The sequence below is a fragment of the Psychromonas antarctica genome (genome assembly GCF_022267535.1).
GTDB classification, from domain to species: Bacteria; Pseudomonadota; Gammaproteobacteria; order Enterobacterales; family Psychromonadaceae; genus Psychromonas; species Psychromonas antarctica.
Map to the genome: position 1 here is coordinate 28,375 of NZ_JAHNZV010000021.1, position 14,181 is coordinate 42,555.

10 protein-coding genes and 2 tRNA genes are annotated in these 14,181 nt (G+C 40.4%); 3 read left to right on the forward strand and 9 right to left on the reverse strand.

All coding sequences use genetic code 11. The annotated features are described in order from the left end of the window. Nucleotides 1–49 precede the first annotated feature (49 nt). The 8 genes from KSO91_RS07520 to KSO91_RS07555 all read right to left on the reverse strand — a co-directional run bounded on the left by KSO91_RS07520 (nucleotide 50) and on the right by KSO91_RS07555 (nucleotide 10,686). Nucleotides 50–1,021 (reverse strand): ABC transporter ATP-binding protein, encoded by a 972-nt coding sequence (locus KSO91_RS07520; protein ID WP_238742346.1) that lies wholly within the window; start codon nucleotides 1,019–1,021, stop codon nucleotides 50–52. Between the two features lie 9 nt (nucleotides 1,022–1,030). Next, complete coding sequence (locus tag KSO91_RS07525) at nucleotides 1,031–1,987, reverse strand: ABC transporter ATP-binding protein (RefSeq protein ID WP_238742347.1); 957 nt, start codon at nucleotides 1,985–1,987, stop codon at nucleotides 1,031–1,033. Further along, nucleotides 1,984–2,949 (reverse strand): ABC transporter permease, encoded by a 966-nt coding sequence (locus KSO91_RS07530; protein ID WP_238742348.1) that lies wholly within the window; start codon nucleotides 2,947–2,949, stop codon nucleotides 1,984–1,986. Before KSO91_RS07530 ends, KSO91_RS07525 begins: the two co-directional genes overlap by 4 nt. Before the next feature lie 9 nt (nucleotides 2,950–2,958). Further along, nucleotides 2,959–3,933: an ABC transporter permease gene (locus KSO91_RS07535; protein WP_238742349.1), complete on the reverse strand. Its 975-nt coding sequence runs from the start codon at nucleotides 3,931–3,933 to the stop codon at nucleotides 2,959–2,961. A 53-nt stretch (nucleotides 3,934–3,986) separates the two neighbouring features. Continuing rightward, entirely contained in the window at nucleotides 3,987–5,564 is a 1,578-nt protein-coding gene (locus KSO91_RS07540) for an ABC transporter substrate-binding protein (RefSeq protein ID WP_238742350.1), read from the reverse strand. Between the two features lie 673 nt (nucleotides 5,565–6,237). After that, nucleotides 6,238–7,593 (reverse strand): glycoside hydrolase family 30 protein, encoded by a 1,356-nt coding sequence (locus tag KSO91_RS07545; RefSeq protein WP_238742351.1) that lies wholly within the window; start codon nucleotides 7,591–7,593, stop codon nucleotides 6,238–6,240. A 203-nt stretch (nucleotides 7,594–7,796) separates the two neighbouring features. Then, entirely contained in the window at nucleotides 7,797–9,212 is a 1,416-nt protein-coding gene (locus KSO91_RS07550; RefSeq protein WP_238742352.1) for a GH1 family beta-glucosidase, read from the reverse strand. Between the two features lie 217 nt (nucleotides 9,213–9,429). Further along, complete coding sequence (locus KSO91_RS07555) at nucleotides 9,430–10,686, reverse strand: MATE family efflux transporter (protein WP_420830946.1); 1,257 nt, start codon at nucleotides 10,684–10,686, stop codon at nucleotides 9,430–9,432. Nucleotides 10,687–10,867: 181 nt separating this feature from the next. Between KSO91_RS07555 and KSO91_RS07560 the strand changes: the two genes are divergently transcribed. Continuing rightward, a complete protein-coding gene (locus KSO91_RS07560; RefSeq protein ID WP_238742354.1) occupies nucleotides 10,868–11,794 on the forward strand; it encodes a helix-turn-helix domain-containing protein in 927 nt (308 codons plus the stop codon). A 120-nt stretch (nucleotides 11,795–11,914) separates the two neighbouring features. Here the strand turns inward: KSO91_RS07560 and KSO91_RS07565 are convergent. Beyond that, a tRNA-Val gene (locus tag KSO91_RS07565) sits at nucleotides 11,915–11,990 on the reverse strand. Nucleotides 11,991–12,469: 479 nt separating this feature from the next. On the opposite strand from KSO91_RS07565, the gene gltX reads away from it, so the two are divergent. Together gltX and KSO91_RS07575 are read left to right on the forward strand one after the other, a co-directional pair. Beyond that, nucleotides 12,470–13,882 carry a glutamate--tRNA ligase gene (gene gltX / locus KSO91_RS07570; protein WP_238742355.1) on the forward strand — a complete coding sequence of 471 codons (1,413 nt, stop codon included), beginning with the start codon at nucleotides 12,470–12,472 and terminating at the stop codon, nucleotides 13,880–13,882. 105 nt (nucleotides 13,883–13,987) lie between these two features. Continuing rightward, nucleotides 13,988–14,063 (forward strand) — tRNA-Ala (locus KSO91_RS07575). Nucleotides 14,064–14,181: the final 118 nt, after the last annotated feature.

The window sequence follows — 14,181 nt, forward strand, 5'->3', positions numbered from 1 at the left end:
TAGGTAATAAACAATATCCATAAGCACGTAAAGCCAAATTATTCAGTGATTAAATATTATGACAACGAATGAAATGCTCCTCTGCGATTTGCGTAACACCAGGGAAACTATCATTACATTTATCTAATGCACGAGGGCAACGCGCTGCGAATGGACAACCTTTTGTATCACCTGTCCACATCGGTATTTCACCTTTTTTAGCCCCTAATTCTCGGCGCCCTTTTTGTCCCGCTTCAGGCACAGCAGAGAGCAATAATTGTGTATAGGGGTGTTGCGGTGTTTGTGTGACTTTATCACTATTGCCCCACTCAACCATATGGCCGACGTACATAACCGCCGTTTTTTCTGCAAAATATCTTGCGGTTGCAATATCATGAGTAATGTACATAAACGAAATGCCGTGTTTATCTTTGAGATCGGTCATTAAGTTCAAAATACCCAGACGAACAGATACATCGAGCATCGAAATCGGTTCATCGGCTAAGATTACTTCGGGATCTACAGCTAATGCACGCGCAATAGCCACACGTTGTCTTTGCCCACCACTGAGTTCATGGGGGAACTTCCCTGCCGTTTCAGCAGCAGGAAACAAACCGACGAGTTCAAGAAGCTCATAAACTAACTTCTCAATGGTTTTTTTATCTGCGCGTTTATGAATAAGTAAAGGTCGAGCAATATGATGAAAAATCGAATGCACCGGATTAAGTGATCCAAAGGGGTCTTGGAATATCATCTGTACCTGACGGGCATATTCAAGCGACCCATGTTGCTTAACAAACTCATCTAAAGGTTGCCCTTTAAAAATGATATCACCACCCGTTTTATCATAAATACGAGTAAGAACACGAGCGCCAGTACTTTTACCTGAACCAGATTCACCTACTATGGCTAGCGCTTCGCCTTTGCACAAATCGAATGACACTTCGTTCACTGCGCGCATAGTTTTCTTTTTTCCGATAGAAAAATCTTTAATCAAATTTCTGACTGAGAGCACTACCTCGGGAGTATTTGTCGTTTCCATTATGATTCCTTAAAATTTATGACATGCGACTTTGTAATCGACATTAAGCTCAGCCAGTATCGGATCGTCTTTCTTACAGATATCCATACAATCGTTACAACGTTTCTGAAAATTACAGCCAGTCGGTAGATTTAATAAATTAACCGGATCGCCAGGTATGCCATAGAGGCGTTCTTTTGGCCCGTGAATCGTCGGGAATGAAGCAAGTAAACCTTTTGTATAAGGATGAGATGGGTTGTTAAATACTGTTTTAGCATCACCAATTTCAATCAAATTTCCCGCATACATAATACCAATACGATCGGCGATTTCACCCATTAAACTTAAATCATGACTGATAAATAGAATGGAGAATCCAAATTTTTCTTTCAAATCATATAATTCATTTAAAATTTCACGCTCAACGACCACATCTAATGCAGTTGTCGGCTCATCCATAATAATCAGCTTCGGCTCAAGCGCTAATGCAATAGCGATAACAACTCGTTGTCTCATGCCGCCACTAAGCTGATGTGGGAAGCTGCTCAAGCGGTCACCATGGATACCAACCACAGTAAGCAATTCTTTTGCTTTTATAGAGGCTTGCTTAACGCTGATTCTTTTGTGAGCAACAATAACATCGGTAAGTTGCTCGCCAATAGTAATAACAGGGTTCAATGAGTTCATGGCACTTTGGAAAACAATGGAAACATCATTCCAACGGAACTCTCGCAACTCTTTGTTGGTCATTTTTAAGATATCACGACCGTTATAAATAATTTCACCTTCTGATATTAGCGCGGGTGCTTTATGTAAACGTGTAATTGCAAATGCTAAGGTACTTTTCCCGCAGCCTGACTCTCCTGCTATACCTAATGTTTCACCAGGCGCAATCGACAAACTGACGTTGTTCACCGCTCTTGCTACACCATTGGGAGAAACATAATCAACACACAGGTTATTTATTTCTAAGAGTGGTTTTTTCATACTAGACCTCGACGCTTTTCTGTTTCATGATTCATTTTTTTCCATAACTTCAGATGCGGACCCGTTTTAAGTTTCGGATTACTGACCTGGTCAATCGACATATTAATTAACGCTAATGCCCCGCCAGTTAGTGCTAAAGCAATTGCAGGTACAAGCATCTCCCACCATGCGCCAGTATATAAAGAAGACGATACTTGCGCCCAGTACAACATTGATCCCCAACTAACTTCTGTAGCGTCGCCTAAACCGAGGAAACCAAGCGCTGCTTCTGCACCCATTGCATAGATAACGGTGCCCAGGAAACCACCAAACACAATCGAAATTAGGTTTGGCAAAATTTCAACAAGAATAATGCGTATTTTTGACTCGCCCATCACTTCTGCTGAAATAATAAACTCTTTATTTCTTATCGCCATTGTTTGCGAGCGAATCACCCTCGCCCCCCAAGGCCAGGAGGTAAATCCAAGTAATACGGCAATCACCATCGATCCGACTTGCCCCAAAAATGCAGCGAGTACAATCAGTAAAGGAAGCTGAGGAAAAACCAAGAATACATTCGTCGCAAAGTTCATCCACTCGTCAACTTTGCCACCCATATAACCCGATGTAACGCCGACGGCGATAGCGATGCTCATTGCGATAATGCCCGCAAAAAGTGAGACCGCTAAGGTTTTCCTTGCGCCGTAAAGTACCTGACTGAATACATCTCGACCGTTGCGTGTTGAGCCTAAAATATGTTCCGCATTGGGAGCCACGTGCGGTCTAGCAACACGCTTATCTGGATTATGGCTGGATAATATTGGCGCAAATAACGCACCAAGCAAAATAACCATAATTAAACTCACACCAATAATCGCCGGTGGGTTACCACTGAAAAATGCTTTGCATTTCATCCAGACAGTACTACATGTCTGTCTAAACTGACTTTGTTGGTTAGGAGCAGATGCAATTGAATTGTTCATATCTATACCTTATTTAGAAATACGAGGGTCAAGCCATACATATAGTAGATCGGCTATAAAATTGGCGACTAACACAGCAGTGACCAGAATCAATAGAATGGCTTGGATAAGCGGATAATCTCGCGCCATAATGCCTTTAAGCAGGATATTTCCTAAACCTTGATAGTTAAAGACTACCTCGGTCATAATTGATCCCGCGAAGGAGAAACCGATCGCCATCGCGATTGCTGTTGCAACGGGTAAAATTGCGTTTCTACCTGCATAGCGATACATCACCCGATAACTGCTTAGCCCTTTGGCTTCAGCCATGGTGACGTAATCTTCACCAAGCACATTGATCATCGCATTACGCATATTAAAGACCCAAGTCGCGATGCCCACTAAAATCATTGAACCCATAGGTAAAATCGCATGTTTTGCCACACTGCCGATAAATTCCAAAGAAAACCCAGGTGCTAATGAAGGATCATAGGTGTAGGCAAGTGGTAAAAGTTCAAGTTCCAGACCGAAAAAGTAAAAGAGTAATAATGCAGTTACGATATAAGGAAAATTACTCAAAAAAGCTAAAAATGGCGGCACAAACTGGCCGAAGAAACCATCTCGTCTATAAGCTGAATAAGTGCCGATTGAAACTCCGATAATTAAAGCAACAATCAATGAACCTAATGCTAAAAACATGGTCCATGGCAGAGACATGCCGACAACGGTTGTCACATCAATAGGAAACATTAAGACTGATGGTCCAAGATCCAAGGTAAAGACACTTTGAATATATGCAATGTACTGCTCAAAAAAAGAGCCGTCCATAAAACCATACATCTCTTTTATTGCATCCATTTGCGCAGGATCCATTTTCCCTTGCGCAGCTGCGAATAATGCGTCAATGGGATTACCCGGCATCATTCTTGGCAGTAGAAAGTTAAATGAAATTGCAATCAGAAAAGCAGTAAAATAAAAACTAAGTCGGCGTAATAAAAAACTCATAATTTGTTCCAATAATTAAAGAGCCACAAAGTGACTCTTTTGATAGTTCTAAGTTACTTGAGGTGCAGATTATTAATAATCAAGTTACGGTTACCACCGTCATAGAAACTTGGTTGAACGTACGGATTTTCCTCACTTGGCCAGCCAACAAATTTGGCAGTACTGTATTGGAACCAAGTTGCATTTGAAAATAGCGGAATAAACGGTAGATTTTCAGCGGTAAACTCTTGTAGTTTATCGAGTATAACCTGCTGTTTCTTCGCATCGTTCGTCAGACCGAAGCTATTGATCAGCGTATCAATTTCAGCTGAATGAACACCATGACCTGCATGCCAGCTTTTACCAATCTGTGACGTTAAGAAGTAGGTCTGGTAAGCTTCAATCGGGTTAGTCGCAACCTTTGACCAGTTAATAGACATTTTATAAGTACTATCTTTTAAGCCACTGTCATAAACAGACCAATCGACAGTTTTTACGTTCGCTTTAATACCTATTTCTTCGAAATACTCAGTCACCATCTGTACGACTTGAATCCAGTCAGTCCAGCCATTAACAACATTGATATCGAAGTCAATGTTCTTGCCATCCATCTCTCTGAATCCATCACCATCAGTGTCTTTATAACCTGCTTCATCAAGTAACTGTTTAGCTTTTTCTGGGTTATAAGTTGTTATCCATTTATATTTATCAGAGATTTTTTTATTGATAAATGGGGCATATAGTTCAGCAATACCACCTGCGTTAAAGTTAGCCGTTGGGTAACCATAAGCCGCTATATCGACAATCTCATCACGATTCAACGCCATCGATAATGCTTGACGCACGTTTAAATTATCAAAAGGTTTTTCTTTCGTATTAACATAAAGGTGGATTGCATCGTTTGCTGGGTACCAGAAATGATTGTTTTTAGGATCTGCAGCAACAAACGTATTTTCAACATCAGCAATAAAGTTAGAACCCCAATCAATTTCACCTTTCATCAATGCAGGTTGAATTTGAGAGTTATCATTGTATGAGCGGAAAGTGATGCAATCAATGTAAGGACGGTTTTCAAGGTAATAGTTGTCATTTCGACAAACTTCTATCTGTTGTGGCTTAACATATTTAATATCAGTCAGAGGGCCGCTGCCTACAGGATTTGGATTGGTAAACGTTGCCAAGTCTTTCGCTGCAACTTTGCTCCAAATATGTTCTGGCACGATATGGTAGTTAGACAATCCCCAAATAAATGTTGAATCTGCGGTATTTAATTTAAAAACAACAGTTGTTGGGTCAGTCGCTTCCACACTGATTAAATTACCAGTGGTCCAGATCGCTTTTTGGTCAAATGCAGGAGCTGTCTTGGTCATATTGTAACTAAATGCTACATCTTTTGCCGTCAATGCTTTGCCGTCAGACCATTTTAGTCCATCACGCAACTTAACAGTGATGGTTTTCAAATCAGTAGAATACTCAGCCGATTTTGCTAAACGGTATTCAACACTATTAGTCTTAATATTGAACATTATTAATGGCTCGTACAACACGCCATCATATAACCCACCAGAGGTATATGGGTTAAAGTTATCAACAAAACCAGTATTGATAATAGGAACAACTAAGTTCCCCCCCTGTTTAATTTGATCAGCCATAACAGCACTTGAAGATGCTAAGAGTCCACATATGATCGATGCTAAAATCTTTTTACTATGCATTAAATAATCCTTTTTAGTTTAAAAAACTGGAAGAAAACGGTCACTATTTGATGTATGAACAAAGACTATTTGCTATCGCACATCCACAACACACAAGAAAGCGCTTTCTTTAACGAATAGTATGCTGCCGAAACCACCGGATCAACCTGATTCATTAGAAAGCTGTACTTCGATCACACTTTAGCATGAGAGGCTTCTTTTATGAACTATTGTGCTCATTACAGCAGCCTCAAATCAATATCATTAACTAAAAAACGAATACATTATAGAGCTCCAAGATTATCGACCATGTGGCCTGTTGTGGTAACGCCATCGAGGACATTTACCTACCGATAATGTCTTCACTATCTACCACCAAATCTACAAATTATCTATGCCTTTATGGTTGTTTAAATGAAGGCTAAATTCGTTATTAATTTTGTAATCAGAAACAACGATTGACTGCAAAAAAGGCTTTTGCTTTAATTCATTTTATCTATGCCTCAATAGAGCACTATGAAAAGGGTATAATTTGATAGTGTTACCTTTTAGATGTTTAAAAATATTTTTCAAAAAACAAAACTTAAAACAGCGAACGTTAGCGATTCAGCTGTTTTAAGTATCAAGACAACTAAATCACTACGGTGTGAATCGATCTTGGCAGCATAGTGATATAACTACCTTTATCTATATGATGTAGTGCATAGGTTAAACTTTGTTCAGAGTTATTGCATACTACGATGACTTTTTCCCCATTCGGATTAATGAAGCCCGTAGCTTCAATAACATCAGTGGTAGTGCATACTGCGATGCGTTTAGCACCTCGCTTTATAAATTTAGAGAAATGAGCAAAATAGTAATATGATGGATTAACTGTAATTTCATCATTAACCGTATCTGCGATGATGGGCGCACTGCATAGATTATTCACATGATTTGGCCCACCGTTTTCATCAAGAAAAAGGTTCCAGTCACACCATGCAGATGTATTATGGTTTAAATCATTAATCATCGAGTGCGCATACCGTTCACCGACATTCCAATCACCTAGATGTGGTCCATTTTCCTGACACCCTTCTGTAAACCATATTTTCTTATCAGGGTAGATATCATTGATTAACTTAAGGTTTTGGTAGTTATCTCCCATATACCAATGAATGCCGATACCATAGACATACTTGCTCGCAACTTCATCATCAAACATCTTCTGAGCACGATCATAGGCTTCGGCGCGATTATGATCCCAACAGACTAATTTAATATGTCCTAATCCCTGTTTTTCTAAGGTAGGCCCAAGATAATCGCGGACAAAATCACGCTCCTCTTCCGAGCTATAGACACAAGAATCCCACACTTGTGTCGCAGCTGGTTCATTTTGTATTGTCAGGGCTGATATCGTTATCCCCTCGGTTTGCATCGCTTTAATATACTTACAATAATAAAGTGCCCATGCCTGACGGTATTGATCTTTTAACTTTCCACCATTATTCATCTGGCCATTGGTTTTCATCCATGCAGGCGGACTCCACGGCGAAGAGAAAAGGGTAATATCTTGCTCTGAAAGCTCTTTCGCCCATGCAATCATTGGGATAATCTGTTGCTTATCGCGTCGCAGATTAAAATCAGTCAGCGTTGGATCTTCTGTCTCGCAGCATGCCCAGTTTTCTAAAGAAAAATCACAGCTGTTGATGTGGGTTCTACAAAAGTTATAACCGATCCCTTTCTGTGGGTGAAAATACGCCTCCATCATTATTTTTTGTTTCTCGGGGCTCATTCTATTAAGCACATCCGCGGCGGACTCTGTAAAAGCGCCACCGAAGCCCTCCCACTCTTGAAAAGTCTTAGATTCATCCATATAAATCTTATGCAGTTCACCCGCATCGGTATAGGTCGTAGTATCCTCCTGCTCATAATTTTTATATAAATCCGCATGTTCCGTTTCACTTAAACGAAAATCGCTATCTTTAACTGTTTGATAAAGTTTCATAATATCTCCAAAAAATTGCTGCTAAGTTACGCACGCAGTATAAATATATGACATACCCAATTACAAAAGGAAGCGCTTACTTGTGATCTTAATCACATTCAATGACATATAGAAGCAGACTCTTCAGCTAGCTCAATAAGGATAAAATGTCTTATGCTTAATAATTGAATCGTTCTTGTCTTAATTTATAAACGTAGCGCAATCTACTTGATGTTTTTATTAAAATTTTCAGGTCTTACCCACTCATGAAGAGGTGAATGTTCTCCCAATTTTTTACCCTTTGATTCAATCACTTCCTTGTACCAATAACCAGAATCTTTGACAGTCCGTTTCTGTGAAGCGTAATCAACATGAACCATACCAAATCGTTGTCCGTATCCTTCTGCCCATTCAAAATTATCAAGAATAGACCACTGAAAATAACCGATGATATCGGTACCATTTTCAATTGCTTGTTTAGCACCTAGAAGGTAACGGTTCAAGAAATCAATCCGTTTAGGATCGTGTACCTTACCGTCTAAACTTACCCAGTCATTTAGACTTAAACCATTTTCAGTCACAATAATCGGCTTTTGATAACGTTCATACAAAAATTGTGTTCCCCAACGAAGCGACTCAGGACTCACTGGCCATTTAAAATAGCTCATAGGGTGATCACTCGGGTACTCCACTACCTCAGGCTTTCCATCAAGGCCAGCCCTAACTAATGCAGACGAGTAAACATTAAAACCGACAAAATCTAGCGGCTGGCAGATAATGTCCATATCCCCCTCTTTAATGACAGGCGAGTCATCTGCAAATAATAACAAGCCGTCTTCCGGATATTCTCCTTTAAAAGCCGGATCCATCCACCAGGTCGCATTAAACATGGAATCATCCAACATACTAAATGTATGCTGACGAGCAGCCTCAATGTCCTCGGCAGAGTGACTAAAAGGTACAGCCGTACGAAAGCAAGGAGCAGCGCCCACCTTAGCCGGAGATTTTGCCTCCTCTCTAATTATTTTCACTGCTTTCCCGTGCGCTAAAAGTGCATTATGCCATGCTCTATTGACCTCTTTATTGGCAAGTTGCAAGCCTGGTGCATGCATACCTGTTTGATGCCCATGACCAATAAAGCAGGCTTGTTCATTTAACGTAAACCAATTGCTGACTCTATCTGATAATTTCTCAACAATGACTCGCGTGTATTCGGCAAACCAATCACTTGAGTCATCATTTAACCACCCACCTTTGTGAAAAAGCGCTATCGGATAATCCCAATGAAAAAGTGTCACCCAAGGGTCGATTCCTTTGCTTAATAACTCATCAATCAAACGATCGTAATAATCTAGTCCTTGTGCATTGACCTTTCCAATACCTTGAGGCTTTACCCGTGGCCACATAATACTTAGTCGATAGGCCTGCAATGACATTTCGCTCATAATCGCCACGTCTTCTTTATAGCGATTATAATGATCGCACGCTACAAAGCCGTTATTACCGCCTTGGACAAAGCCTTTTTTACGGCTGCACATATCCCAGACAGACTCCGCACAGCCATCAACAAATTGTGTACTACCTTCAATCTGGTAACTGGCTGCTGCTGCACCCCATATAAAATCATCTTTAAATGCCATGTTGAACCTCATTATTAGTAATAAATTCTTTCTGGTTAATGCTATTTTTTGACCCGATTAATGTGTTAAAAATACCATTATCTGCGATCTGCTAGTATGAAAATAATGAGCAAAAAAGTAATCAAAAGGATCACTAACTCAATCGAAAAACCAACAAAAATGACACCTCGCAATATATTTCTCACTGGTAAACATTTAACCCATAATTACAATGACATCAAGATGCCAAACCGGCGACAAGGGTTAAATTATTCATCCAACGGCGTTGCAAATAACGATGAAAACAAAGTGAAAATTTAACAATCTCTTCAACAATCATGATCAAGTACACATATCGAAAATCCCATTCAGCAATGAAAGCGCCGTAACCTGCCAGCGGGATCCCGATCATCCACATGGCAATAAAATCCATACGCAAACAGAATAGGTTATCACCACCCGCTCTTAGAATACCGTTAATAATAAGCATGTTAAGCATGCGTAACCAAATTGCACAGCTCAGTATCGTGATTGCCGGAGAGGCTAGAGGGTATAATGCCAGACCAGTTAAACCTAACCAACTCAAGATATATTCGCTCCCTGATAGCAGTAGTGCACCGAGAAACAAACCACAGACCAGCACAGTACGAATAAAAAAGTAGGTCATATTTAAGGCTTGGGCATATTCATCTCGACCTAATGCTTGCCCAAGTAATATTGAGCAGGCGACTGAAATACCGAAGAAAACAGAGTAGCAAAGTGATTCAAGGGGGCCCAACATACTATAAACAGCAAGTTCACTGGTACCCAGATGACCAAAAATAGTTTGGTAAGCGAGCGTGCCAGCCGCCCATAAAAGCGCATTTGCAGCAGTAGGAAAAGCAAGCGTTTTATACACTAACCACAGCGAATGCGTTTCTTGTAAACTTTTTTCTTGTATTAACCAATGTTTTTTACGCTTTAAATAATAGGCAATCAGACATACTTGCAACAGACGAGAAATAGAGGTGGCGAGTGCAGCTCCTGCAACGCCCATCATCGGGAGACCTAAACCTCCGTTAATAAACCAAAAATTAAGTACTATATTGACAATAATGGTTAAAGCACCCAACAACAAAGGGGTGAAAGCATCACCACTAGCACGCATGCTCGACTCTGCAACGATAACCAGATGGGTCAGTAGCAGCACTGGAAAGCTGTAATAAAGGTAACTTGCTCCAAGTTCGATTACTGTCAAGTCAGACGTTTGCAGCAATAAAATACTACTGGCAAATAAAGTGATCAGTAAGGTGATCGGGATAAGCAGTTTAATGCCAAACCATAATGCTAATTGAGTTACCGTTTTAGCCGAACGGCGGTCATTTTTTCCCCAATACTGCGCAACCAACACCCCATTAGCAGATGATAGTCCAGCCATTATCATAATAGCAACAAAGTGCCATTTTGATGCGATTCCCACAGCTGCCGTTGCTGCCATACCAAAATCACTAACCATTAGCAGATCAGCTAGCGCTAACACGGCAACCAGTGCACTCTGAATGGCAACGGGAAATGCCAACTTACCAACCTTAAGTAGCATAGGGTTTTGCATTGATTTATAGTATCGATTAGCGTAACTTTTGAATGTCATAAGCAGTCCTTAATATTGACCCAAACTATAGAGCGACCTTCAACAGATGAACATGTGCAAAAATAGAGAAAACCTGTGCAAATCCGTCATTGAAAAAATGACACCTAAATCAAAATGGGTTGATAAGGTGTTTTTGTCGGAATCATGCAAAGAGCGCTTTTTAACCCATTCTAATATTCCTGAATTAGCACAAGATGATATCTTTATGGCTGGTATGGCAGACTTAAGAGATGGTTATCAAGTTGAAAGAGATGGTATTAATGTACATACCATCTTATTTACTCTCGAAGGAGGAGGCATTCTAACTACATGCGCTTGCGTTGAACTGATTGAGCCTTATACTATGGTCATCCTTCCGGCACACTCCCCCTATCGCTTTGAAATAAATCCAGTAGACAACCAATGGAAAATGGTGTGGTTTTTACCTAACCCGACCCCAAGATGGCAGTTTGTCGAAAATATTGGCCAGAAGATCCTACCGTTTAATCATAGCGAGCAGATTTGGTCTTTGATGAACTTGATTCACTACGAAATAGGAGGACGGCCAAGCTTTCGACGCTTGTTAGTAAGTGAAGTATGCCGCTTACTAACTGGCTTTGAAACCAAATCATCCCGCTCTGTGGCTCGGGTACAGGCGTTATTTAATAACGTAGAAAGTCAGCTTCACTTAGCTTGGACAGTAAAAGCAATGGCGCAGAACTGCTATATCAGTGAAGAGCAGTTTAATCGCATCAGTAAATCCCTATTTGGGCTCTCGCCGCGCGCGAAACTTATTCAACTACGCATGGATAAAGCCGCCGATCTACTCAATTATAATGATTGGACAGTGACGATGATTGCACATCGTTTAGGCTATAAAGATCCGTATAATTTTACCCATCGTTTTGGGAAATATTTCGGTTGCTCTCCAAGCTGCTTTAGAAAAAACATGAAATTGTTACAAGCGGAAGGCCTAGCGGTACAACAAATCTAAAGAGATTGTTTTCCTGTTGCTATTGCACAGTATAGATTTCAGTAAATCGGCAAAAGTTTTTAGTAGATATTGGTGAACAATGTGGGAATTATAGACTTGTGGTTTAATAAGTAATAAAGATGGTGGGCGATACTGGGCTTGAACCAGTGACCCCCGCCTTGTAAGGGCGGTGCTCTCCCAACTGAGCTAATCGCCCATCTTTAACTTTTTCAACTTCAAAATTATGAAACCTAAAGACATCAGCGTTGTTCTCCGCAAAACGGCACTAATCGCCCATCTTTAACTTTTTCAACTTCAAAATTATGAAGCCTAAAGACATCAGCGTTGTTCTCCGCAAAACGGCACTAATCGCCCATCTTTAAAATTCTTAACTTTTTCACTCTAAAAGCATCGAGCTATTATGCTCAACTAAAACAGCACGAATTACCTGCCCTGTTTGTGCTGCGTATTATAGGGAACGCCCTTTTTCAGTCAAGCCATTTCTATAATAAAGATCGTGTTTTATGGTTAACTGCTCAAAGGGTAAACAATATAGGTAACTTTGAGCATCAAGTTTACCTTTTGTATTGCTCAACCAAGCAGACAAGGATAAAAATAAAATAGTTAATGTAATTACAACGGTATTCGTTAAAATACGCTATTACTTTCGATCCTATATATAAAGGAAACTTCTAAATGACAGTTAAAACACGTTTTGCCCCTAGCCCAACAGGATTTTTACACGTAGGTGGCGCTCGAACTGCGCTTTATTCTTGGCTACATGCTAAAAATCAAGGTGGCAAATTTGTATTACGTATAGAAGATACTGATATCGAACGCTCAACTCAAGAAGCCGTCGATGCTATTTTAGAGGGAATGACATGGATGGGATTGACTTGGGATGAAGGCCCTTATTACCAAACTAAACGTTTTGATCGTTATAAAGAGATTATTACCAAGATGCTTGCTGATGGAACAGCCTACAAATGTTACTGCTCAAAAGAGCGTGTAAATGCACTACGTGAAGCACAAGAGAAAGCAGGACAAACCGCTCGATACGACGGGAAATGTCGTAATTTAGCCCCCCTTGATACCGATGCTGCTTATGTTATTCGTTTCAAAAACCCAAAAGAAGGATCGGTTAAATTTGCCGATCACGTACGTGGCCATATCGAATTTTCTAACAGTGAATTAGATGATTTAATTATTCAACGTACCGATGGCACACCCACTTACAATTTCTGCGTAGTTGTCGATGACTGGGATATGGGTATTACAGATGTCGTTCGTGGTGAAGATCATATCAATAATACACCTCGCCAAATCAATATTCTCAAAGCATTAAATGCTCCTTTACCTGAATATGCACATGTAGCTATGATTTTAGGTGATGATGGCGCGAAGCTTTCTAAACGTCATGGTGCAGTCTCTGTTATGCAATTTCGTGATGAAGGCTACCTGCCTGAAGCCCTTAAAAACTACCTAGTTCGTTTAGGCTGGTCACATGGCGATCAAGAAATTTTCTCAGAACAAGAGATGATAGAGCTGTTTTCACTCGATGCTGTCAATAAAGCCCCTTCTGCATTTAATACAGACAAATTAATTTGGTTAAATCAACACTATATTAAAACGCTTGATCCCGCTTATATAGCGACTCATCTCACATGGCATATGGCGAATCAAAAAATTGATATCGCCAACGGTCCTGCCCTGCCAGAAATCATAACCGCACTTTCAGAGCGCGCCAAAACCTTGGTTGAATTGGCCGCATCGAGCCGCTACTTCTATGAAGAATTTGAACAGTTTGATGCAGCTGCCGCGAAAAAGCACCTTCGTCCAGTAGCAAAAGAGGCGCTTATTTTGGTGCAACAAAAACTGCAGTCCACCGATGACTGGACAGATGCAACACTACATCAAGTCATTAATGATACGGCTGAAGAATTAGAAGTGGGTATGGGTAAAGTGGGTATGCCATTACGCGTAGCAATTACAGGTGCAGGACAATCCCCCTCTTTAGATGTAACACTACGTCTAATTGGCAAAACACGAAGTATTACACGGATCAGTCGTGCGCTTGAATTTATCGCCGCACGTGAACTCGCCCAGTAAATCAAAAAAATAGTAAAATTTGTTAACTCATTGAATTGACAAAAATTAACAGGGCGCATATTATACGCCCTGTTAATTTAACAAAGAAAATCCCAACCCAATTATGGGGCTATAGCTCAGCTGGGAGAGCGCAACGCTGGCAGCGTTGAGGTCTGCGGTTCGATCCCGCATAGCTCCACCACTTTCTCTTAGTGGTCACACCAATACCCGTGTATTTATCTCGAAAAAGAAAAAGTAGTAATATAAAGTTGTTTATTATCATTTGCTTATCCAATGAATAATTTACCTATACGCATATT

What these genes read in the sequence shown, in the direction of transcription:
- KSO91_RS07545 (WP_238742351.1), bottom strand. Translation starts at nt 7,593, where the DNA reads ATGAAACTTTATCAAACAGTTAAAGATAGCGATTTTCGTTTAAGTGAA.
- gltX (WP_238742355.1), top strand. Translation starts at nt 12,470, where the DNA reads ATGACAGTTAAAACACGTTTTGCCCCTAGCCCAACAGGATTTTTACAC.
- KSO91_RS07535 (WP_238742349.1), bottom strand. Translation starts at nt 3,933, where the DNA reads ATGAGTTTTTTATTACGCCGACTTAGTTTTTATTTTACTGCTTTTCTG.
- KSO91_RS07560 (WP_238742354.1), top strand. Translation starts at nt 10,868, where the DNA reads ATGAACATGTGCAAAAATAGAGAAAACCTGTGCAAATCCGTCATTGAA.
- KSO91_RS07550 (WP_238742352.1), bottom strand. Translation starts at nt 9,212, where the DNA reads ATGGCATTTAAAGATGATTTTATATGGGGTGCAGCAGCAGCCAGTTAC.
- KSO91_RS07540 (WP_238742350.1), bottom strand. Translation starts at nt 5,564, where the DNA reads ATGGCTGATCAAATTAAACAGGGGGGGAACTTAGTTGTTCCTATTATC.
- KSO91_RS07525 (WP_238742347.1), bottom strand. Translation starts at nt 1,987, where the DNA reads ATGAAAAAACCACTCTTAGAAATAAATAACCTGTGTGTTGATTATGTT.
- KSO91_RS07530 (WP_238742348.1), bottom strand. Translation starts at nt 2,949, where the DNA reads ATGAACAATTCAATTGCATCTGCTCCTAACCAACAAAGTCAGTTTAGA.
- KSO91_RS07555 (WP_420830946.1), bottom strand. Translation starts at nt 10,686, where the DNA reads ATGGTTAGTGATTTTGGTATGGCAGCAACGGCAGCTGTGGGAATCGCA.
- KSO91_RS07520 (WP_238742346.1), bottom strand. Translation starts at nt 1,021, where the DNA reads ATGGAAACGACAAATACTCCCGAGGTAGTGCTCTCAGTCAGAAATTTG.